Origin of the sequence: Pseudaminobacter soli (ex Zhang et al. 2022) (assembly GCF_014595955.1) — a bacterium.
Taxonomy (GTDB): Bacteria; Pseudomonadota; Alphaproteobacteria; order Rhizobiales; family Rhizobiaceae; genus Kumtagia; species Kumtagia pseudosoli.
This window is the reverse complement of record NZ_JABVCF010000002.1, coordinates 186,527-209,027: the sequence shown is the minus strand read 5'-3', so window position 1 is coordinate 209,027 and position 22,501 is coordinate 186,527. Positions and strand designations below refer to the sequence as shown.

The following is a 22,501-nucleotide window of genomic DNA, read 5'->3' as shown; positions in this document are numbered from 1 at the left end:
TGCGCGTCATGCGTTCATAGTGGGCTGTCGTTGGGCGCTGTTGTGGTTGGCGTAGTAGAGCTTGCTATCCGGCGATCAGTGAGCAGAAGGTCAGCCCAGGCCCGCGACGCTTTCTCCGCGCCCGTACCACCTATGTGACAATCGTCGTAGCGATCGACGTCGTCGAGCAGTGCGTCCGTATTCACGCCCTGCCTGAAGCCATCTCCGCTCCTGGACAAGGCCTGCTGAGCACGCACAATTGCATTGTCCGGAACATGCGTTTTGAAGCCCCCGTTGCTCGGCTCGAGGCACTTCGTAGCGACCGAAACGTAGATAGGAGCGTCAATGCCTTGCTGACGCAGCGTATCAGCCATAGACCGAAATCCCTCTTGATAGGCTTCCGTGCTCGTACCCTTGACGTAGTCGCTCTCCCCTTGAACCCATAGGACATCCGTCACGCGATAGCCCACATCTTGAAGCTGCCTAGCTGTCTCAACCAAAAGTCCGTTGAGATCGCCGCCTCGGCTCCATCGTGCAATCTCCGAGCCGGAAAACGCCTGGGATATGATGATGACGTTGTCGATCTCTCCCGATGCGATCAGCAAGTTTCCCAACTGCGTCCAATACTCTCCTCTCGCGTCCGTCGATCCGAGAAGCGGCGAAGCCGCGATAAAACATCGCTTTGCGAAGAAATTGATGACCCTCGCGCCATATGCCGATCTATTCCGCTGGCCCGTGTGATTTGAAGCATTAGACTGGCCGAGAACCAGCAAGACGGCGGTTCGCTTGGTCTGCTTCGGGCAGTCGACTGCGGTTTTCGTTTCGTCGGCAACAAGGCGGCCATTGTCTTCGAAGATGTAACGGCTTGCCTCTACGGCCTCGGTCCCGACGACCTGCTTCTTCAGCGCGGAAAGCTGAGGCCAAGGGAAGAAGTTGTGCCGTCCGCCGATTCCGCCGACCAAATAGATGGCAACCAACGCCACCAAGCCAAAGGTCCATTTTCTGCGCATCTGGCTACCCTCTGCGGGCCGGTCAGCTCAATCAGTTGCACAAGCGCGATGGGAAGGCCGTTTTTTCTCACGACTACGAGGGGTACGGCCCGCACCAGCCGGCCGCTGACCTAACTATACTAGGTATTTGGCACAAATATAGCGGAGTGTTTCCCGATCATCTACCCTGCCGGATATTCTTTTTACGGCTGAGTGCGAATAGCCTATCTGCTGAAGCCGAATGGCAAACAGATCCTCTGCTGGACTGCACCCTCAATGGTTCAGAGGAGGGCGCCCGATCCAGCCTATGACCGGAAGCCGTGCAGGTCCGAAGCTTCCGTTGGCCAACCGTCAGAAGAGTGCAGCGGAAACAATCGCATAATGGTTCCCGGTTTCATGTTCTCCGGTGCGCTATTTCCAATAATTGTCATTTAGCTTCCATCGCAGCAGGAACAGCGGTGGAATGATGCTTGTACGCGTGTCAAACTGTCGCCGGAACGTGCAACAGACGGCAAGAGGATTATTGTCTCGCTCTGATCACGGGCGCAAATCCTCTCGCCGCTGCGCGGAAGACGAGGTGTCGTCATGCCAGCAGCACCAGCCGATGCCTACGATGGCGTGAATCGAGGCGGCCAAGTCAAAACCAAGCTTCGAGGTCGCCCCGCAGGCAGACCGCACCGGAGCGGCTAGTGGACCCGACGCCGTTCCACGAGTTGCAACTGCAGACCCTAACCGACGAAGCCGTGCAGTCGCTGATGGTGCACCCGATTTCTCGCAGCGCATCCGCGCGGTCCTGCTCATGCTGGGGCCAAGTTGAATCAACGCTGGGGTAAAGCATGCCTGACGTTCGCACCGGGCGTACTCCGAAGCAGGATGCCATGCAGGTGGACCTTGCGCTGCAAGGCGGCGGTGCACATGGAGCCTTCACCTGGGGCGTTCTTGACCGGCTGCTGGAGGAGCCATGGCTGCGGATCGATGGCATCTCCGGCACGTCGGCCGGTGCGATGAATGCCGTGGTGCTCGCCGACGGCTATGCCGAGGGTGGGGCGGATGGGGCGCGGGCTACGCTCGAGGCGTTCTGGCGCAAGGTCTCGAATGCGGCCCGGTTCAGCCCCTTGCGGCGGGGTCCGCTCGACCTCCTGCTCGGCCGCTGGACGCTCGATCATTCACCTGCCTTCATTGCCATGGACCTGATGGCCCGCCTCTTCTCGCCCTATGACTTGAACCCACGCGGATACAATCCGCTGCGGGACATCCTGGCCGAGAGCATCCATTTCGATCGGCTGGCCGCGGGACCGATCAAGCTGTTCGTCACCGCCACCAACGTGCGCACCGGCCAGGGACGCGTCTTCCGCAACCGGGAGATCACGCCTGACGTACTCCTCGCCTCGGCTTGCCTGCCGACCCTGTTCCACGCCGTCGAGATCGGGGGCGAGCCCTATTGGGACGGCGGCTATTCCGGCAATCCCACCATTACCCCGCTTGTCCGCGAATGCACGTCGAAGGATATGATCCTCGTTCAGATCAACCCGGTCGAGCGCTCCGGCACGCCGCGGGCCGCACGCGACATCGTCAACCGGCTCAATGAGGTATCCTTCAACGCGGTGCTGCTCAAGGAACTGCGCATGATCGCCCTGCTGCGCAGGGTGGCCGATCCTGGCGGCGGCGAGGGCGCCATGTGGGCGGGCATGCGCATCCACCGGGTGGCGAGCGATCGGATGGTGGAACTCGGCTATTCCTCGAAGCTCAATGCCGAATGGGCGTTTCTCACCATGCTACGGGACAAGGGACGCCAGGCCGCGGAGGGTTTCCTGGCCACGGACGGACGGAACATCGGGACGCGCTCCACGCTCGACATCGACCGGCTGCTCGAGGGTGTGTAACCCATGGGCCTCTTCGGGATCCTGCTCGGCCTCGGCCTCCTCATCTGGCTCGCCTTCCGCGGCTGGAGCGTGCTGCTGCTCGCGCCCGCCGCGGCCCTGGTCGCGGCTGCACTCGCCGGCGAGCCCCTGCTGGCGAGCTGGACGCAGACCTTCATGGGCAGTGCCGCGCGCTTCCTAGCGCAGTTCTTCCCGCTGTTCCTGCTGGGAGCGTTGTTCGGCAAGCTGATGAACGACAGCGGATCAGTCACGGTAATCGCTGAGACCATCACGGCCCGGCTCGGCAAAGATCGGGCGATCCTTGCGGTGGTGTTGGCCGGCGCTCTGGTGACCTATGGCGGCGTCTCCCTGTTCGTCGCCTTCTTTGTCCTCGTTCCGATGGCGGAGGCGCTGTTCCGCGCCGCGAACATCCCGCGGCGGCTGATGCCCGCCGCGATCATCCTCGGCACCTCTACCTTCACGATGACAGCGCTGCCCGGCACGCCCGCGATCCAGAACGCGATCCCCATGCCCTTCTTCGGCACCACGCCGTTTGCGGCGCCAGGGCTGGGTCTCATCGCCGCCGCAGTGGTACTTGCGTTCGGCCTGTGGTGGCTAGGTCGAGCGGAGGCGGCAGCCCGCCGGGCGGGTGAGGGCTATGGTAGGGCTACGCCCATCACTCCCGATGCCGTGGCAAGCGATGGGATGGTGCGAGAGCGGGCGACCATTGCGCGCGAGTTCGACCCTGCGGAGATCGCGCACGGCCAGCCCAGTTCCAAGGCGCCATCAGCGCTTGAGGCGGGTCTGCCGCTGGTCGTGGTCATCACGGTCAATCTCCTGATGTCGCTGCTCGTTCTGCCGCGTCTCGATTTCTCGTTCCTGGCCGAGGAGCGATGGGGCGGCACCTCGCTGTCGGCGGTGGCCGGTGTGTGGTCGGTCGTAGTCGCCCTCGCCGCCGCGATCCTGGTGCTGGTCGTCCTCAACTACGGCCGCCTGCCGTCTCTGCGCGAGAGCATGGACGCGGGCGCCAATGCATCCGTGCTCCCGGCGGTCAGCATCGCCAGCCTGGTCGGCTTCGGTGCCGTGATCGCCGCCCTCCCCGCCTTCGCAGTGGTCCGGGACTGGGTGCTGACGATCGGAGGCGGGCCGCTCGTGTCGCTGGCGGTGGCAACGAACGTGCTCGCCGCGCTGACCGGATCCGCCTCGGGCGGTCTTACGATCGCGCTGGACGCCCTCGGCGAGACCTACATGAGCCTGGCCTCGCAACTCGGCATCGATCCCGCCCTGCTGCATCGCGTTGCGGTCATCGGCTCCGGCACGCTCGACATCCTGCCGCACAACGGCGCGGTCGTGACCCTGCTCGCCCTGTGCGACTCAAGCCACCGTGAAAGCTATTTCGACATCGTCATGGTCGGAATCGTCAACTCGCTCCTGGCGCTGGCGGTGGTGATCGTCCTCGGCTCGCTGTTCGGTTCGTTCTGAGAGCACCACCGCTGCGCTGCCGAGCACCCAGATTGCGTGCCCGCGGATTCGCAAACGCCTGGCCAAGAGGCATCTGCCATCAGGCTAACGGCCTAGACAAACCTCACCGTGGGCGCCGAAGAAGCAAATGCCGCCGCGTCGATTCGGCCCGCGGCGGGAAACCCGGTCCAGAAACCGAGAACGGACCCAGCCGTCGCGAGTATGCCGGGATTGAACACGGCACCAGCGACGGGACGAAGCGCAGCGCGTCACGTTCACCCGGTCTCCACCGCGCACGCGCCCAATGACGCGAAAGTCGCTGCCGGGCCCGGAATGCACATTTGTACTCCTGGTGACGACCGCTCGAGCCGCTTCCACAGGGGAGACCGCTATAGGTGTGATTGCTCCTGCCAAGGCGGTCAGGATGGCGAGTTGCTTCAGGTTCATCTCTTGCTCCTGTAGGGTTCGCCCGACCCCTCCAGGGCGTTTGTAGGTTATACCTGCCTCGGGCTCGTGCCTATGGGCTGGCGCAGTTGGGTGCTTTTTCTGCGGAAGCCCTTCCGCAGAGTGAAGTGATTTGAAGAATACTTGGATTCGGAAGCAGAAATCGATTGGCGCAGCAATGATATAGCTGCGCCCAAGCTCATCTTCTCCGGCGCGCTACTTGCTCTTCCGGCGCTACAGCTTATGGCGGGGAGCCATGTCTTCCCCAAATCGTGAAGGTCCGAACGATACGCGTGGCGATAAAGTTCGCCAGGATTTGATTTCAATTAAGGGCGTAGCACCCACAGGCCGCTACGGTGCGCGCAAATGTGAGATTGGAGTCCGGTGCCGGCGTGCCCGAACTAGGTCGCAACTTCGCTAGGCAATGTAACAGCTCGGTTTTGAAGTGACGGACGGGCGTTACCTGCCGGGCCGCTTGCCCGGCAAGTCGGCGCTTTCGGGTCCACCGTACACAGCCCCCGTTTTGCCGTCGCTCCCCAGTCGCACATGGTCCGCAGCATGCCCCGAATGACAAAACGAGAGGAAAACTGCCATGTATCGCGAGCACTTCCTGGGACAGATCCAATCGGGGCGCTGCGCGTCGAAGCTGCGCGCCAAAGCTGCCGCAACGGCTTTGGTCATCGCCGCCGCGGGGATTGGTTTTCCATCCGCTGTCCAAGCCCAGGCCATCAGCGAAGCGGAGGCGCGCGACATCGCCACCGACGCCTACGTTTATTTCTATCCGCTGGTGACCTTGGACGTAACTCGGAACCAATTCACCAACCTCGAACCCGGCAAGGTCGAGGGCCGTGGCCCGATGAACATGTTCAACAACGTGCCGACCTATCCGGCCGCCGATGACAAGGGCGTGGTCCGCTACAACTTCGATACGCTGTATTCGTCGGCCTTCCTCGACCTCACCAAGGAACCGATGGTGGTCTCGGTTCCTGACACCGGTGGCCGCTACTATCTCCTGCCGATGCTCGACATGTGGACGGACGTCTTCGCATCGCCGGGCTGGCGCACCACGGGAACGCAAGCGGGCAACTACCTGATAGCGTCGCCCGGCTGGCGGCCTGACCTGCGTGAGCGGTTCGACGAATTCCGGCTGCCCTCCGGGACGCAGCGCATCGATGCGCCGACGCCGATCGTGTGGATCATCGGACGCACCAAGACGGACGGCCCGGCCGACTACGACGCGGTCCACAAGATCCAGGCCGGGTACAAGGTCACGCCCCTGTCCGAATGGGGGAAGACCCCGAAGGCGCCCGAGGTGAAGATCGATCCGAGCATCGACATGAAGACGCCGCCCAAGGAGCAGGTCGATGCGATGCCGGCCGGCAAGTACTTCGCCTATGCGGCCGAAGTCCTGAAGATGGCCGGCCCCCATGTCACCGACGAGCCGATCATTGCACGCATGAAGCGGATCGGCATCGAGGCCGGCAAGAGCTTCGACATCGAGAAGGTCGATCCTGTCGCCAGAAAGGCCCTCGAAGCCGCGCCGCAGAGCGCGCGGACGCTCATGCAATGGAAGATGCCGACGCTGGCTCGGGTGGCAAACGGCTGGTCGATGAACACCGAGACCATGGGGGTCTATGGCAATTACTATCTCAAGCGGGCCATCATCGCGCAGCTCGGACTAGGGGCCAACCTGTCGGAGGACGCGATCTATCCATTCAACCTCGCTGACGACACGGGCAAGCCGCTGGACGGCGCGAACAAATATGCGATTCACTTCGAGAAGGGAGAGACCCCACCCGCTTCGGCTTTCTGGTCAATCACGCTCTACGACTCGGAGGGCTTTCAGGTTCCCAACAGCCTCAACCGGTTCGCGCTGAGCGGTTGGATGCCGCTCAAGCAAAATGCGGACGGCTCGCTCGACCTCTACTTGCAGAACGAGAGCCCCGGCACGGACAGGGAGGCCAACTGGCTTCCCGCGCCGAAGGGGCCGTTCAATGTGATGTTGCGTCTCTACGCTCCGCAGCCAGACGCCCTGACGGGCAAGTGGAATCCTCCGCCGGTCACGCGGATGGAGGCAGCTACTGGTTCGATTATGGAGTGATTCAACGCGCGTCGGATTACGTGCTCCGCGCCGAAAAAACGCGCCTCATGCGCTGCCGCGCGGCCCCAATTCGTCGCGCAAACAAACACTTACCCGGGCGGCGGCGGTCCTTTTCCACATCTGACGCAGGGTGTACCAACTTGCGACACCCGGACGAGCCGCCTCGAAGGATCTGTTAACCCTCGCTTCCTATTGCTCGGTCTCCCCCTTACCGGCGAGTCTCGAGTAAAGGTTCATGCGCTATCAACGAAACAACCTCTCGTACCTGGGTTCGCACGACGAAGGCGAAGCCCCCCGCCCCGAGATCCGGCGCAGTGCCGCACCGGAAGGCGCCTCCCACCCCGCCATCAACCAGGCCGAAGAGCGCAGGTCCGCGCAGCAGAAGCCCGACGTAGCGGACGGATATTTTACCCATTCGACTATGCAGGATCATTTCTATCTGGCGCCGAACGTGCGCTTCACGCGCACACCCGAAATAGAGATCGAAAAGCGCCGCTCGCCACAGACCGGAAACAGCGCCGAACCGCCGGAATCAAAAGCCGAGAACCCTCCTAGCCCGGCGCCTGTGGCATCGCAGGTTGCTTTTCCCGCCACTCCTGCCTCGCCGAAGCCGTCTGCGCCACAGGCCGTGCCGGCAACGCGGCAGCCCCTCCCACAAGCGGCCCAGCAGCAGGTGCGCAACGCGGCCGGCAGGCCCGAAGCACCGGCGGCGAGGATCGACAGATTTTCCGCGCCGAAATTGGTCGTGGCGACGGCGCAGGTCCCCGCGTCAGCGACTCCGGTGCCGATTGCCCGCCCGCAGATTGCCGCTCAAAGGGCTCATCCTGCAAACAGCCCTGCGCCAGCCGGAGGTGTCACCCGCAAGGCGGCGCCCTGGACCATGCTGTCGGACCATGTCTTCTTCGAACTGCTGCCAATGGTTGCAGTCGGGGAGCGGCCGCACGTGCCGGTGCCTGTACCGCGCCCGGTCGCGCCGGCGCCCGTCGCCTCTTCGCCAACGATTCGCCCGGCATACGGCGTCGAGATCAGGTCGCTCTACCGCGTTATCGACTGTAACGCCCCGCAAGCCGCACCTGCCCTGCCAGCCGCGGAGGCCCTACAGGCCCCCACTGAAAAAGTTGGGGAGCAGGCCGGTGCCCGCGCAGCCGACACCCTGAAGGAAGCTGAAGCTACGGCGGCGAAGGAAGGCCTCGTCCAGCCCGCAGAAGATGCTTCTGCGCCTATCCCGACCGAACCCGCCGCGGCACCCGTTGCGGGAAATCAGGCCATCGCCGAGTCGCCGAGGAAGGTGGAAGTCACCATGCCGCCTCAACCGGTGCGCGCGTCGGCTCGGCAGTTCGCCGTGGTCGGATCCCCAACCGTGGTCGAAGGCTACGAGTTCCCGTCCGTAGAACTCCTGCAGGAGCCGCCCTTGGGGCAGGGCTTCTACATGTCCCAGGAGCGTCTGGAGCAGAGCGCCGATCTCCTTGAGAGCGTGCTCGAAGACTTCAACGTCCGCGGCGAGATCATCCACGTCCGCCCCGGCCCGGTGGTCACGCTCTACGAATTCGCGCCTGCGCCGGGCATAAAGTCCTCCCGGGTGATCGGCCTTGCCGACGACATTGCCCGCTCCATGTCGGCCATTTCCGCGCGTGTCGCGGTGATCCCGGGCCGCAACGTGATCGGCATCGAACTGCCGAACGAGACGCGCGAGACCGTCTATTTGCGCGGCCTGATCGAGTCGGATCATTTCGTCAGCACCGGCTGCAAGCTGGCGCTCTGCCTCGGCAAGACGATCGGCGGCGAGCCGGTTATCGCGGACCTCGCGAAGATGCCGCACCTGCTGGTCGCCGGCACCACCGGCTCGGGCAAGTCGGTCGCCATTAACACCATGATTTTGTCCCTGCTCTACCGGCTGAGGCCGGAGGAGTGCCGGCTGATCATGGTCGATCCGAAGATGCTGGAGCTCTCCGTCTATGACGGCATCCCGCACCTGCTGACGCCCGTCGTCACCGACCCGAAGAAGGCCGTGACGGCACTGAAATGGGCCGTCCGGGAGATGGAGGACCGCTACCGCAAGATGGCGCGGCTCGGCGTGCGCAACATCGACGGCTACAACCAGCGCGCCGCGGTCGCCCGCGAAACCGGCGAACGGGTCTTCATGCAGGTGCAGACCGGCTTCGAGAAGGGCACCGGCGCGCCGCTCTACGAGGAGCAGGAGATCGATCTTGCGCCGCTGCCTTACATCGTCGTGATCGTCGACGAGATGGCCGACCTGATGATGGTCGCCGGCAAGGAGATCGAAGGCACCATCCAGCGGCTCGCCCAGATGGCACGTGCGGCCGGCATCCACCTGATCATGGCTACGCAACGCCCCTCGGTGGACGTCATCACCGGCACCATCAAGGCCAACTTCCCGACCCGCATCTCCTTCCAGGTGACGTCGAAGATCGACAGCCGCACGATCCTGGGCGAACAGGGTGCCGAGCAACTGCTGGGCCAGGGCGACATGCTGCACATGGCCGGCGGCGGACGCATCGCTCGCGTCCACGGCCCCTTCGTTTCCGACGCCGAGGTGGAGGTGGTCGTGGCTCACCTGAAGACGCAGGGGCGCCCCGAATATCTCGAGACGGTCACGTCCGAGGAGAGCGAGGAGGACCGAGGCGCCGACCAGGAGGTTGCCTACGAGGGAGATCCTGCCTCGGGCGAAGACTCCGATACGACCTACGACGAAGCGGTGAAGGTGGTGCTGCGCGACAAGAAGTGCTCGACCTCCTACATCCAGCGCCGCCTGGGTATCGGCTACAACCGCGCTGCCTCGCTGGTCGAGCGCATGGAGAAGGAAGGCATCGTCGGTGCGCCCAACCATGTCGGCAAGCGCGAGATCCTGCTCGGGCGGCGAACTGAGTCAGGCGAAATGGACTGAGGCGGAGAAGACGCCCTCTTCCTGACACAAGTGGACGCCGCTATCGAATGGCGTCCAGTCGTGGTCAAACCGTTCAGTTGAGCGCGCCTCGGCGGATGGTCTCGAAATAGTCGTCGTGGCCGATCTGGCCGCCTTTCAGCGCAATCTGCAGGCCGTCGACGCGGGCGTCGCGGCTGTGCGCGGTGCAGAGCGGCGAGCCTGGCGTCTGCGGCAGGGGCATCAACACTGTCAGCGCGTCCACCCCCAGTTCGCCGAGCGCATGGCTGGACGTATCCCCGCCGGCAATCACGGCGCGCTTCAGGCCCTGCTCGGCAATCAGGCGCTGGAGGATGGTCCCTATCCTTCTTCCGAGCAGATGGCGGGCACCCGGCTTCTCGTCGATCTCGCTGCCGCGGTCGGCCTGCGGCCCCATCGCCGTGTACAGAATGACACTGCGGCCGGCAGTCAGGCTGGCGTTGCCGAGCCGGATCGCATCTTCCATTGCAACGTCGCCGCGTTCGCAGACCAATTCCAGAGGATCGAGCGCGATGCCGTCAAAACCGTTCGCCAGAGCATGCGCGATCTGCCGTTCCGTCGTCGGCGAGACGCTGCCCGAGACGACCGCCAGCCTGTCGACCTCGCCCGCGCCAGCGTAGCTCGCCGGCCCGGGCGCAAGGCCGGCCGTCTTCCAGGCGTTGATCAGCGCATATTCCACCCCCGATGAGCCGACCACGAACGGGCTGGAAGCGCGCCTGCGCCAGATCTCGGCACCGACTGATCGTTGCGTCTCGGCACTCGCGACATCGAACAAGATGATGGCCGCGCCCTCCCCCGAGAGCCGGTCGGCCTCGGTCGCAGCCCCGCCGGCTCCAATCGCCGCGAGATCGACGAGGCCCGACTTCAGGGCGGTCTGCTTGCCGAGATGCAGAAGCAGATCGGCCTCGTCCATCGGCGTCACGGGATGGCGTGACATCACGGGGTGGCGGTCGATCCGGTAGACGTGCTCCCGGTAGCGCGCGAAGAGGTTTGCGAAGGCGGTGTAGCGTCTGATCTGCGGCGCACCGACCACGACGGGCACCGGCGCATCGCCGAAAACCCCGCGGCCGATCTCGATGGCGCGTCCGATGCTGCCCACCGCTGGGCTGGAATCGAAGGTGGAGCAGACCTTATAGTGGCAGAGCGCGGCACCCAGCCCCTTCAGCCATTCAAAGGCGAGCGACAGATGCGCGTCCATCCAGTCCGGCGTCTGGCTGCGGGCAGTCCCGGCGAGCCCCACCGCCCGGCAATCGCCGAAACGCGACAGCAGTTCTTCGTCCGGCTGCCGCAGGAAAAGCACGGTCGACACGCCGCCGAGCGACAAAGCCTCCATGACGTCGGTCGAGCCGGTCAGGTCGTCGCCGTAGTAGCTCAGCAGCAGGTCTTGCATGTCGATCACGCCGCCTTTCCCTCCGCGAATTTGTCGATTGCGTGCCGCAGCTCAAGATGTGTTCTGGCATATTCGTCGAGCGGGATGTCTTGCACTGCGGCCTCCCAGGCCTGCTGCACCGCCCGCACGCCGGCCGCCGGACCGTCGGGATGGCTGACGACGCCGCCGCCGCAAAGATACATGAGATCGAGCGTGCGGCCGGTGCGCTGATAGGTTTCGGGCGCCTGGCCGCCCCATTGACCGGAGCAGGCCACGGGCAGCGCACAGTCACCGGGGGAGAAGATCGGCGTCGATATGGCCTTGAAGGAGGCGACGAAGGACTCGTCCGGCTCCCAGTATTTCGCGCGAATGCCGTTGATCTGGAACTGATCGACGCCGAGCAGCCGCCAGAACTGCTGCCACACCTTGAACTCCATGCCGAGACCGGGGTGCCGGGTGAGGATGTCCCAGCCGTTGCGATGGGCATGGATGACGAGCCGCGAGCGCTTGCGCAGGAAGGCCATTCCGCCGAAGCCGATGGAGTTGATGTTGACGACGGCGCAATTGCCGCCTGCCTCCGCCACGAGGTCGTGGTTGCGCATCATCTCGTCGGGATCGGCATGCGAGATGCCGAAGGCGTACATCACCTTCTTGCCGGTCTTCTGCTCGTGGTCGAGGATGATTGGCATGATCGCCTTGATCCTCTCCGCGAGAGGCGAATAGGCCGGGCTCATCAGTTTCTCGTCGTCCTTGATGAAGTCTACGCCGGACTGGACAAGCTCCTTCACGACCGCCGCGGTCTCCTCCGGCCTGAGGCCGAGCGCGGGCTTCACGATCGTACCGATGATCGGCCTGCCCTTAACGCCGGTGAGTCGGCGGCTGCCCTCGACACCGAACTGCGGACCCGGATGAGCGCCCCGGAACTCCTCCGGCAGCTTCATATCCATCACGCGAATGCCGGTGAGACCCTTGATGGAGTAGGTGCCGCCTATCGCGATCGTCATGAGGGCCGACAAGTCGGTGGCGATCGCGTCGAGCGGGAAGCCGATGTCGACATCGGCGCGCTTGAACGGGCCTCGCTCGCCGGGCGCGGGGATCGAAGGAACATCGAGCGGCCCCAGCGTGCGGATGTCGAGCACACGCGCGGCTGCCCTCGCCTTCAGTTCCTCGGTCTCTCCTGGCAGGGCGACGAAGGTACCGGTCGACTGATCGCTGGCAATCTTCGCGGCAAGGACCTCGATGTTGCCCGCGGTCTCGATCCGGTAGGTAAACACGATCATCTTGTCCGCCTTTCGGAACGGGAAGTGCCGCAATACTTCCCCAAACCGGAGAACTGGTATAATGAGTATGCCGGCAACGCAAGTAGCGCCTCGTATGGCGAGTCTTGTGCCCGCAGGTGTGCTAGGCGTTCGAGCAACAGCGATTCACCATCAAGGCGTCTCAAGCCATGAACGTTTCGGAACCGATCGTAAGACGCAAGCTTTCCGACGAAGTCTTCCTCCGCCTCAAGCGCCTGATCGTCAGCGGCGAACTCCAGCCCGGCGACGAGATGCCTTCCGAGCGCGAACTGATGGAACGCTTCGGCGTCGGCCGGCCGGCGATCCGCGAGGCCATGCAGGCGCTGGCCAATATGGGGCTCGTGGCGATCTCGCACGGCGAGCGAGCCAAGGTGCTTCAGCTTACGGCGCAGTCGATCTTCCGGCAGGTCGACGTGGCCGCCAAGATCATGCTTTCCTCCTCGGCGGATTCGCTGGAGCACCTGAAGAGCGCACGCATCTTCTTCGAGCGCGGCATGGTGCGGGACGCGGCGGCGAAGGCTACCGAGGATGACGTCGCGCAGCTGCGGGCGACGCTCGACGAGCAACGCAGTCACCTCGGCAATGCCGAGGCCTTCATTGCAGCCGACATGCGGTTCCACTCGCAAATTGCCACGATCTCAGGCAACCCGATCTATGTCGCGGTCAGCGAGGCGATGCTCGGCTGGCTGAAAGAGTATCATACCGACATGCTGATCTGGACCGGCAAGGAGAAGTTCACGCTGACCGAGCACGAAGAGATCATCGAGCGCATCGCCGCGCACGATCCCGAGGGCGCCGAGCAGGCGATGATCAGGCACCTCGAGCGGTCGCGCGCGCTCTATTCCATCGCTGCACCCCAACCCTGACGCTATGAGCGCTCGCGACGGCGTGCGTCGAAGGAAAGTCTCACATCGTCAAAGGAGATCGGCGACGGCGACCGGCTGTCCGCTCGCTGCCCCAAGATAGGCCGCCTCGACCAGCGCAAAAGTCTTCAGGTTGTCGGCGCCCGAGGTGTCCGGGTCGCGGCCGCTGCGCAGGCAGTCGACCCAGTGCTGCTGGATCGTCAGGACGCTCTCCTGGATGTTGTGCCAGGGTCGCGAAGCCCAGGGAAGCAGCGGAGGCGAAACATCGGTCGTGCTTGAGCCCGCCTCCCCGGTGACGGTAAGCTGAAAGCCCTGGTCCAGGCGGATCGTGCCCTTGTCGCCGTCGATCTCCACAAGCGTCTCCGGGAACGGCTCGACAGCGAGCTTCGTCGCATAGCTGCAGTCAACGACGGAGGTCGCTCCGGATTGATGGTCTAGAAGCATAGTCGCCACGTCCTCGCCGGCGATCGCCGGATTGACGCGCCGCGTGCGGGCGGTGAGCGTCGTCACGTCGCCCAGCAGGAAGCGGGCGATGTCGAGGATGTGGATGCCGAGATCCTCGATGATGAAGCGCTTGCCCTTGGCGAGATAGGGCTGGCCGGAGAACACGTCATAGGCCGACCGGAACGAGATACGCCCGAAGAACGGCGTGCCGATCGCGCCGGTATCGATCGCCGCCTTCACCGCCTGGATCGGCGACTGCCAGCGGAAATTCTCATGGATCATGAGGGGCACGCCCGCCGCCTTGCACGCCTCCACCATGGCCTTTGCATCCTCGAGAGTCGGCGCGAACGGTTTTTGGCAGATCACCGGCAGCTTGTGCGCGGCGGCTAGCTCGACCAGCGCCCTATGGCTGCCGACCGTCGTCGCCACGTCCACGAAGTCGAGCTTCTCGGAAGCCAGCATCTCGCCCGCATCGGCGTAGCGGCGCTCGATCCCGAACTGGTCGCCGACGATCCGCAGCCGTTCGGGATCGCGATCGCAGATGGCGACGACCGACGCACCGTCCACGTCCTGCCAGGCGTGCATCTGGTTAACGGCGAAGAAGCCGCAGCCGATCAGCCCTGCCTTCATATCTGCCATACTCTCACCCGGCCTTTGCCATCTGCATCAGCGTGACCCTCTGCTGCAGCTTCCGCTGCGCCTGGTCCACCACCACCGCGACGATGATGACCAGCCCCTTGATGACCATCTGCCAGAACGAGCTCACGCCCATCATGACCAGGCCGTCCGACAGGATGCCGATGACGAATGCGCCGACGATGGTGCCGCCGATCGCGCCGCGCCCGCCCGACATCGAGGTTCCGCCGAGCACCGCGGCTGCGATCGCATTCAGCTCGAAAGTCTCGCCCGTCGCCGGGTGCGACGCCATCAGTTCCGAGGAGATGATCAGCCCGACGATCGCCGCGCAGAAGCCGGAGAACATGTAGACGAACATCTTCACCAGGTTCACGCGCACGCCCGATATCCGTGCGGCCCGCTCGTTGCCGCCGACCGCATAGATGTGGCGGCCGAGCGTCGTGTACTTGGAGAGGTAGGCCGCCCCCAGCGCCACGACGATGAGCAGCCACACCGAGACCGGAAGGCCGAGAATGCGACCGGCGCCGAGATGGCCGAAGCCCGTATTGCCGAGATCGGGATTGCCGACGAGGTTCGGGAAGGTGCGGCCGTCCGATGAGAGCAGCGCAGCGCCGCGCGCCACATAGAGCGTTCCCAACGTTGCTATGAACGGCGCGACGTTGAGCCGGGTGATCAACAGTCCGTTGATCGCCCCAATGAGGATGCCGACCAGCAGTGTGATCAGGATGATCTCGGGCACGTTGAAATAGACGGTGTAGCCGATCTGCAGGTCGATGCCGTTGAGGACCAGGTATCCCGCCACCATGGCGCATAGCCCGACGATCGACCCGACCGACAGGTCGATGCCGCCAGTGATGATGACAAAGGTCATGCCCATCGCCAGGAAGGCGTTGAGCGCGACGTGCTTCGACATGAGGATCAGGTTCGCCGTGGAGAGGAAACTCGGCACTGCAAGGGAGAAGAAGACGAGGACGGCGATTAGCGCGATGAAGGTCCGCGCCTTCATCAGGGTCAGAAGCACGGAGCTGCTCGAGGGCGCCACCCCCATCTGCACGGTGGCATCAGACATGTGCGGACCTCCCAGTTCCCTTGGCCGGACCGTGCCCCAGGGCCGACGCGGCGACGATCGCCGCTTCCGTCGCCTCGGCCCGCTCGAACAGTCCGGTCAGCTTCCCATTGCTCATCACGGCTATGCGGTCCGACAGCGCCATGACCTCATCGAGGTCGGACGTGGCGAAGAGGATGCCTATCCCCTCCCGCGAAAGCCTGCGCATGGTGCGGAACACGTCCGCCTTGGCGCCCACGTCGATGCCGCGGCTGGGTTCGTCCATCAGCAGGACTTTCGGGCCGGTAAGCAGCGCCTTCCCGATGACCACCTTCTGCTGGTTGCCGCCGGAGAGCGACGACACCTCGTTGTCGGGGTCGGCGACCTTGATCGAAAGGTCCTTCACCATCTCGCGCACGGCGCCGCGCTCGAGCGAGCCCCTGATGTGGAAGAGCTTCGCGAATTTCTGCAGGCTCGCCAATGTGAGGTTCGAGGCGACGGACAGGATGGTGACCAGGCCTTCGCGCTGGCGATCCTCGGGAATGAGCGCGAGCCCGCGCCGGATCCGCCCCGCCGGATCGCGCTCGCGGACTTCCCTGCCCTCGATGTAGATCCGGCCGGTGGCGTGGCCGTGCCTCCCCATGATGCAGTCGAAGAGTTCGCTGCGGCCGGCGCCCATCAGCCCGTAGATGCCGAGGATCTCGCCTGCCCTGAGCGAGAGCGACACATGGTCGACGGCGAGCCCGCCCGTTGCCCGCGGCAAACTGATCTCCTCGGCGCGGAACACCTCCCCACCCGGCTCGTGGCCGTCCGGCTTGGCAAAATCCTTTGCGTCGGAGCCGATCATCTGGCGCACGATCCACTGGGTGTCGACGTTCCTCATCTCCTCCTGGCCGGTGATGCGGCCGTCGCGAAGCACGGTGATGTAGTCGCCGATGCGGATGAGCTCCTCCAGCCGGTGCGAGATGTAGACGATCGCCACGCCGCGGGCCTTTAGGTCGGCGATCACCTTGAACAGGATCTCCACCTCGGCCGCCGACAGCGCCGATGTCGGCTCGTCCATGATCAGCACGCGGGCGTCGAGCGACACGGCCTTGGCGATCTCGACCAGCTGCTGCTGGCCGATCGTCAGGTCCTCGACCATCGTCGTCGGCTTGATCCCGGCCTGCAGCCGGTCGAGGAATTCGCCGGCGCGCCGCTCCTGCTCCTTGTGGTCGATATGGCCGAGCGCGTTGGTGATCTCGCGCGTGGCAAAGATGTTCTCGGCGACGGTCATGTTGCCGAAGAGGTTCAATTCCTGGAACACCATGCCGATGCCGCGCGCCACCGCATCGCCGGAGGAGTTGAAGGTCACCTCCTCGCCGTCGAGCAGGATGCGCCCGCTGGTCGGCTTCTCGACGCCGGCGCACATCCGCATCATTGTGGACTTGCCGGCGCCGTTCTCGCCCACCAGCACGTTGACGGCGCCGCGCCGCACATCGAACGTCGCGTGCTTCACCGCCACCGTGCCCGAATAGACCTTGGAGACGTCCTCGAGACTGAGGACGACGTCGCTCAGCACCGGGCTCATGGCGAAGGTCCGATCTCGGCCTTGGCAGGCGTCAGCAGCGGCAGATCACTGCCGTTTGCCGGCACATAGGCGCCGAGCAGCCTCACATTGTGCCCCTCGAGGTTCTCGCGCGGGAGCTTGGAGAGGACGGTCTTGTCGGCATAGGTGTTGAAGGCCTTGCCGTATTGGGCGAAGTCGATCTGATTTATGAATTCATTGAAGTTGACGAAGTCGAGCACATCACGCAGCGCCGTTCCGCGCATGGCCGGCCCGATCTCGGCGCGCAGGTCGGCCTTGCCGTCGCCATCCACATCGACGTCGACGTCGATCGAGGCCGCGCGGGATTTGGTGTTGGCGGCAACGATCTTGCCGTCCACGCGAACTGCGTAGGTCCAGGGCGAGTTCGCCTGCTTGTTGGGATTGCCGTACTTCTCGCCCGCCGCCTTGGCGTCGCTGCGGGCAAGCGCATCCACCTCCGCGAACGGCCCGGCCTTCTGTTCGAGATAGGGGATCACCTTGGCGTCCCAGATCTTCGCGACCATGGCATCGGGATCGAATTTGCCGCCGGCCGCGGCAGTATCGCCTTCCGCGGGCGTAGGCAGGATCTTGCAGCCGCCCAACGCAATCGCGAGGACTGCGATGATCGGCCATTTTCGGCTTTTCGTCATCAGGTGCTCTCGCCTGCGCAATCGGTCGCGAGGGACGCTTTGGTCGCGTCCCTCGCCGCTTGGGAGATTAATCCAGGCGCCCGTTGGGGCCTACTGCTTCAGCGCGAAGGTCTCGAGCTTGTCGGCATTGCCGGCGTTGATGAGCACGCAGTCCATCAGCTGCTTCTCTTCCGCCGGACCCTTGCCGGTCTTGATCCAGGCATCGGCCTGCTCGACGGCCATCTGCGCCTGCGCGAAGGCCGGCTGCAGGACGGTCGCCTTGATGCCGCCGGCCTTGATGGAGTCGCGCACGTCGTTGGAGCCGTCGAAGCCGACGACAATGACGTCCTTGCGGCCCGCGGCCTCGAGCGCGGCCCACGCGCCCATCGCCATCGTGTCGTTGCCGGAGATCACGCCCTTGATGTCGGGGTTGGCCTGGAGGATCGACTCCATCTTGGAGAAGGCTTCCGTTTGGCTCCAGTTCGCCGACTGCTGGGCGACCATCTTCAGGTCCGGATATTCGTCGATGACGTCGTGATAGCCCTTCGAGCGGATGCCGGCGTTGGTGTCGCTCTCCTTGCCGACGAGTTCGACATAGTTGCCCTTCTCGCCCATCAGCTTGACGAATTCCTCGGCCCCGAGCTGCGCACCCTGGTAGTTGTTGGACACGATCTGCGCGGCGGCGACGCCCGCCGCATTGATCTCGCGATCGATGAGGAAGGAGGGGATGCCCGCGTCCTTGGCCTTCTGCACGGCGGCGACGGTCGCATCGGCGCCGGCATTGTCGAGGATGATCGCCTTGGCGCCGCGCCCTATCGCGGTGTCGATCAGCTGCGACTGCTTGTTGGCGTCGTCGTCATGCACTAGCACCAGCGCCTCGTAGCCGAGCGCCTTCGCCTTCTGTTCGGCGCCTACGGCCTCGGCCTTGAAGAAGGGATTGTCGTGCGACGGGGTGATGATGGCGATCAAATCGGCGGCATAGGCCGGCAGCGCCGTACCCATTGCCAATGCCGCGGCGAACGCCGCCATGGTCAGTCTGCGTGTAAGTTTCATTATCTCCTCCCAGATAATCGGCCCCGCCCAAAGCGCCGGCCTGCCTCAGATTTGGTAAGCTGCCTCAGGTGATCCGCCGGATGCTCGCGGCAATCTCCTCAGGTTCGAAGATGCGCTTCCAGTCATCGCGCATGAGCGCCGGCTTGCCGAACTCGATCGCCTTGTTGCAGGCGTCGGAGAAGGCGCCCTCGCGCTCCTCGAAGATCACGGAAGCCAGGACGTTGATGTGGCCGAGCAGGAAGTCCATGGCGGCCTGACGGTCGACGCCGCGGCGCACCACCTCGTCGACGCCCTCGCGCATGACCTCCAGCAGCGAGGCGCACATGGTCTCGGCAAGCGCCGGCTCCAGCATCGCGAGTTGCTCGACGGTGACGCGGTGGGAGCGCATGACCGGCGCCCAGATCGTCCTGGCGATAGCCTCGCCCTTGGCAAAATCCTCCTCCGGACCTTGCATCAGGGCGCTGACGATATGCTGCTTGGCCTTGATGCCGCCAAAATAGTCCTTCTTCGCCGCCATGTCCGTCTCGTCGTTGAAGAGCGGCGGATGGCAAGGATGCGTGATGAAATAGGTGAGGTCCGGACGGTCCGGCAGATGGCCGGCCGCCGGAGCGGCGGCGTCGAGGACGATCACCATCGTGCCGGGCTTCAGGCCCTTCTCGATGCCGGCGGCGACCTTGCCGATGTGCGTGTCAGGAACGGCGAGAACCACCACGTCCGCACCATCAAGCGCCTCGGCAGGAGCGACGGTGTCGATGCCAAAACTTTCCTTCAGCCGCGCGCGGCCGGCCTCGCCAACCTCGACATGCCTCACAGTAGAGGGCGAGTTCCGGAGATTGGCCGCGAGGCGGTACCCCATCTTTCCGCCCGCCCCGAACAGCGCGATCGTCGACATGATCTCTCCGGCACCTGTTATCTTGTCAGGTGGTATAATGAGTTGACCAACGTTGCGCAAGTGGCATTCGGCCTCGGGGGCGCGCTCCATTAGCCCCTCTTGGTGAGGCGTTGGCTGTGCATCTCAGCAGAGCTGGCCGCACAGAAAGGCGCACGGGGGGGGTAAAAACCCAAATCCCGTCCTTCGACAGGCTCATGGTTCGACAAGTTCACCATGAGGGATTTGGGTTTCGCAGACGCCAAGTCCGGGAGCGTCGCCGCCTGGAGTTGAGCCGGCGGAGGGATAAGTGGGGCGCAGCGCTTCAGTAGCCCTCATGGTGAGCCTGTCGAACCACGGGCGCTTGGCACCAATTGCTCTTACCTATTCGCCCACAACCTCATGGTTCGACGGATTCACCATACGATAAGGACGGCACCAATCAGGACGTGACCAGCAATCGGAAGCAGCGATCAAGATGGAGGATTGGCAAACGGCATTTGCGCTTGGGGTAAACCGGTGAAGGCGTAACAGGTGCCAAGCGCCCATGGTTCGACAGGCTCACCACGAGGCTACTGAAGCGTCGCGCACCTCGTTCAGTTCGATCACTGAGTGTCCATGCTTGGAGGCTCCGGCGCGCGAAATCCCTCATGGTGAGCCTGTCGAACCATGAGCCTGTCGAAGGACGGGATTTTGGTTGCGCCTGCGGAACCTCTACAGCGCCAGGCTCAGCCCCGCATTGCGCGGCAGATTTCCTCGACCAGCATCGAGGCAGAAACAGCGCCCGGATCGGGATGGCCGAGCGACCTGTCGCCGAGACGCGCTGCACGGCCGAGCGTGGCGACCATCTGGCGCGTCGCTTCGGCTCCATCTCGGGCCGCGGCAGCGATCGCCTCCGCATCGGCACCCGCCTCGGCGGCTTGCGCCGCGGGCGCCCAGGCATCGAGCATGGTCTTCTGACCCGGCTCTGCCTTGCCGCGCTGCACGATGCCGTCCCGCATGGCCACGATGACAGTCCGCAATTCCCCTGCCGTCATCGATGGGCGAGCGCCTGCCGCCTTGCCTGCCCGCAGGAAGGCGGTGGCGTAGAGCGGTCCCGAAGATGCGCCCACCGCATTGAGGAAAGCCTTGGCAGCCGCGTTGAACACGTCCTGGAGCGTGCCCGCCTCGACTGTCTTCGCAGCTTCCGCTGCGGCATTCATGCCCTGCTCCATCGCGATGCCGTGGTCGGCGTCGCCGATCACCCCGTCGAGGGCACAAAGCGCGTCCCTCTCCGCCTGCATCCGCGCGGCGAAGGCGGCGAACAGACCTTTCGCGTCTTCGGCTGTAAACTCCATGATCATCAGCCCTGCCGGAACATCGCGCAGTCGCAAGGGTGATCGATCATCCTCTGCAACTCGTCATCGAGGTGCATGATCGTAATCGAGGCCCCGGCCATGTCGAGCGATGTGCAGTAGGGGCCGACCAGCGTCTTGTGCACCGTAAGTCCCGCTGCGGCCAGGCGTTCGGCGACGCGCGCGTTGAGGATGTAGAGTTCCATCAGCGGCGTGGCGCCCAGCGAGTTGACGAGAACCGCCACGCGCGCGCCGCGCGGAGCGTCCATCTCGGCAAGGATGGCGTCCATGATCTCGTCGGCCACCTCGTTGGCGGTGCGCAGGGGGCCGCGCCGGACGCCGGGCTCGCCGTGGATGCCCATGCCGATCTCCATCTCGCCGGCCGGCAGGTCGAAGCTCGGCCGCCGGGTTTGCGGCAAAGAGCAGGAGGAGAGTGCGACGCCCATGGTGAAGGTGCGGGCATTGGCATGGCGGGCGATGCGCTCGACCTCGTCGAGCGGCAGCATCATGTCCGCCGCCGCGCCTGCCGCCTTGAAGATGAAGACATTGCCGGCAACGCCGCGGCGCTTGCCGCGCTGGTCGCGCGGAGCCGACGCTATGTCGTCCGTGGTCAGCACGGTGCGAGCCTCCACGCCCTCCATCTCCAGGAGTTCGGCGGCCATGTCGAAGTTCATGACGTCGCCGGCGTAGTTGCCGTACAGGAACAGCACGCCGGCGCCGCCATTGGCGGCCAGGGCCGCGTCGACGGCGGGCTGCGGCGGTGGAGAGGCGAAGACGTTGCCGATGGCCGCGGCATCGGCGAGCCCCTTGCCGACATAGCCGAGGAAAGTGGGCTCGTGCCCGGAGCCGCCCCCGACCACCAGCGTGACCTTGCCGGGCCGTGGCCCGTGCTTCGCAATGACAGCGCGCGGCGCGTTGTCCGGCCGCCAGAGATGTTCGGGGTGCGCGGCGATCACGCCGGCGAGCATCTCGTCCACGGCTGCGTTGCCGTCATTGATGAGTTTCTGCGTAAGGCTCATCCGCTCCTCCCCACGACCGGCCCTATTCAAGTACAGGGCCGGCGGTCGCCGGGCAAGCTGCTCCGGTGTCGTGGAACCTCGGCGGCTATGAAGCAAGAAGCCTCCCCGGAGGCTATGCGGTGGCCGGGCAGTCGCATGTTCACGCCCGGGCGCCTCATTCAGCGGGCAGTGTACTTTGCATCCACTTCGTCGATGGCAGCGACGTTGCCGGCGGAGCGGCCGTGCGGATCAAAAGTCTCCTTGAGGAAGGCGTCGGCAATCGACTTGGCGAGTTCCGAGCCGATCACGCGCGACCCCATGGTGATGATCTGCGCGTTGTTCGACAGCGCGGCGCGCTCGGCCGAATAGGTGTCGTGCGTCAGCGCGGCGCGGATGCCCGGCACCTTGTTGGCTGCGATGCAGACGCCGATGCCGGTGCCGCAGACGAGGATGGCGCGGTCATATTTGCCCTGCATCACCTCGTTGGCGACACGGTCCGACAGGTTAGCGTAGAAGGCATCCGGACCGGCGTCCGTGCGCGAGACCTCGGCGACCTCATGCTTTTCCTTCAGGTGGTCGGCGAGCACCTTGGCCAAGCCTTCGCCGGCACTGTCTCCAGCAATCGCGAGTTTCATGGTCTTCTC

18 protein-coding genes are annotated in these 22,501 nt (G+C 64.5%); 5 read left to right on the top strand and 13 right to left on the bottom strand.

Annotated features, from left to right (window positions below; translation table 11 throughout):
• Positions 1-14: 14 nt before the first annotated feature.
• Positions 15-989, bottom strand: coding sequence for a sialate O-acetylesterase (locus HUI96_RS04145; RefSeq protein ID WP_188253387.1), 975 nt, complete (start codon positions 987-989; stop codon positions 15-17).
• A gap of 815 nt (positions 990-1,804) precedes the next feature.
• Here HUI96_RS04145 and HUI96_RS04140 point away from each other — a divergent pair.
• The gene (locus HUI96_RS04140) at positions 1,805-2,851 is read left to right on the top strand and encodes a patatin-like phospholipase family protein (protein WP_188253386.1); all 1,047 of its coding nucleotides are present in this window, start codon (positions 1,805-1,807) and stop codon (positions 2,849-2,851) included.
• A 3-nt stretch (positions 2,852-2,854) separates the two neighbouring features.
• Positions 2,855-4,309, top strand: coding sequence for a GntP family permease (locus HUI96_RS04135; protein ID WP_188253385.1), 1,455 nt, complete (start codon positions 2,855-2,857; stop codon positions 4,307-4,309).
• 84 nt (positions 4,310-4,393) lie between these two features.
• Here the strand turns inward: HUI96_RS04135 and HUI96_RS04130 are convergent, their stop codons facing one another.
• The gene (locus HUI96_RS04130) at positions 4,394-4,735 is read right to left on the bottom strand and encodes an SH3 domain-containing protein (protein ID WP_188253384.1); all 342 of its coding nucleotides are present in this window, start codon (positions 4,733-4,735) and stop codon (positions 4,394-4,396) included.
• A 589-nt stretch (positions 4,736-5,324) separates the two neighbouring features.
• On the opposite strand from HUI96_RS04130, the gene HUI96_RS04125 reads away from it, so the two are divergent.
• On the top strand, positions 5,325-6,833 hold the full coding sequence (locus tag HUI96_RS04125; protein WP_188253383.1) for a DUF1254 domain-containing protein: 1,509 nt from the start codon (positions 5,325-5,327) through the stop codon (positions 6,831-6,833).
• Positions 6,834-7,068: 235 nt separating this feature from the next.
• On the top strand, positions 7,069-9,738 hold the full coding sequence (locus HUI96_RS04120; RefSeq protein ID WP_188253382.1) for a DNA translocase FtsK: 2,670 nt from the start codon (positions 7,069-7,071) through the stop codon (positions 9,736-9,738).
• A gap of 73 nt (positions 9,739-9,811) precedes the next feature.
• On the opposite strand, the gene HUI96_RS04115 is transcribed toward HUI96_RS04120, so the two are convergent.
• Both HUI96_RS04115 and oiaX read right to left on the bottom strand, forming a co-directional pair.
• The gene (locus HUI96_RS04115; RefSeq protein WP_188253699.1) at positions 9,812-11,143 is read right to left on the bottom strand and encodes a four-carbon acid sugar kinase family protein; all 1,332 of its coding nucleotides are present in this window, start codon (positions 11,141-11,143) and stop codon (positions 9,812-9,814) included.
• A 5-nt stretch (positions 11,144-11,148) separates the two neighbouring features.
• On the bottom strand, positions 11,149-12,435 hold the full coding sequence (gene oiaX / locus HUI96_RS04110) for a 3-oxo-isoapionate-4-phosphate decarboxylase OiaX (protein WP_273032463.1): 1,287 nt from the start codon (positions 12,433-12,435) through the stop codon (positions 11,149-11,151).
• Positions 12,436-12,569: 134 nt separating this feature from the next.
• On the opposite strand from oiaX, the gene HUI96_RS04105 reads away from it, so the two are divergent.
• Complete coding sequence (locus HUI96_RS04105) at positions 12,570-13,286, top strand: transcriptional regulator NanR (protein ID WP_188253380.1); 717 nt, start codon at positions 12,570-12,572, stop codon at positions 13,284-13,286.
• 48 nt (positions 13,287-13,334) lie between these two features.
• Here the strand turns inward: HUI96_RS04105 and HUI96_RS04100 are convergent, their stop codons facing one another.
• The 9 genes from HUI96_RS04100 to HUI96_RS04060 form a co-directional block, all read right to left on the bottom strand.
• Positions 13,335-14,366, bottom strand: coding sequence for a Gfo/Idh/MocA family protein (locus HUI96_RS04100; RefSeq protein WP_188253379.1), 1,032 nt, complete (start codon positions 14,364-14,366; stop codon positions 13,335-13,337).
• A 4-nt stretch (positions 14,367-14,370) separates the two neighbouring features.
• Positions 14,371-15,432 carry an ABC transporter permease gene (locus tag HUI96_RS04095; protein WP_188253378.1) on the bottom strand — a complete coding sequence of 354 codons (1,062 nt, stop codon included), beginning with the start codon at positions 15,430-15,432 and terminating at the stop codon, positions 14,371-14,373.
• A complete protein-coding gene (locus tag HUI96_RS04090) occupies positions 15,425-16,978 on the bottom strand; it encodes a sugar ABC transporter ATP-binding protein (protein ID WP_188253377.1) in 1,554 nt (517 codons plus the stop codon). Before HUI96_RS04090 ends, HUI96_RS04095 begins: the two co-directional genes overlap by 8 nt.
• On the bottom strand, positions 16,975-17,625 hold the full coding sequence (locus HUI96_RS04085) for a DUF2291 family protein (protein ID WP_188253376.1): 651 nt from the start codon (positions 17,623-17,625) through the stop codon (positions 16,975-16,977). Before HUI96_RS04085 ends, HUI96_RS04090 begins: the two co-directional genes overlap by 4 nt.
• Positions 17,626-17,715: 90 nt before the next feature.
• Positions 17,716-18,657 (bottom strand): D-ribose ABC transporter substrate-binding protein, encoded by a 942-nt coding sequence (locus HUI96_RS04080; protein ID WP_188253375.1) that lies wholly within the window; start codon positions 18,655-18,657, stop codon positions 17,716-17,718.
• Positions 18,658-18,721: 64 nt separating this feature from the next.
• On the bottom strand, positions 18,722-19,549 hold the full coding sequence (locus HUI96_RS04075; protein WP_188253374.1) for a phosphogluconate dehydrogenase C-terminal domain-containing protein: 828 nt from the start codon (positions 19,547-19,549) through the stop codon (positions 18,722-18,724).
• A 704-nt stretch (positions 19,550-20,253) separates the two neighbouring features.
• Entirely contained in the window at positions 20,254-20,862 is a 609-nt protein-coding gene (dhaL, locus tag HUI96_RS04070; RefSeq protein WP_188253373.1) for a dihydroxyacetone kinase subunit DhaL, read from the bottom strand.
• A 5-nt stretch (positions 20,863-20,867) separates the two neighbouring features.
• Positions 20,868-21,878: a dihydroxyacetone kinase subunit DhaK gene (locus tag HUI96_RS04065; RefSeq protein WP_188253372.1), complete on the bottom strand. Its 1,011-nt coding sequence runs from the start codon at positions 21,876-21,878 to the stop codon at positions 20,868-20,870.
• 158 nt (positions 21,879-22,036) lie between these two features.
• Positions 22,037-22,492: an RpiB/LacA/LacB family sugar-phosphate isomerase gene (locus tag HUI96_RS04060; RefSeq protein ID WP_188253371.1), complete on the bottom strand. Its 456-nt coding sequence runs from the start codon at positions 22,490-22,492 to the stop codon at positions 22,037-22,039.
• Positions 22,493-22,501 lie beyond the last annotated feature (9 nt).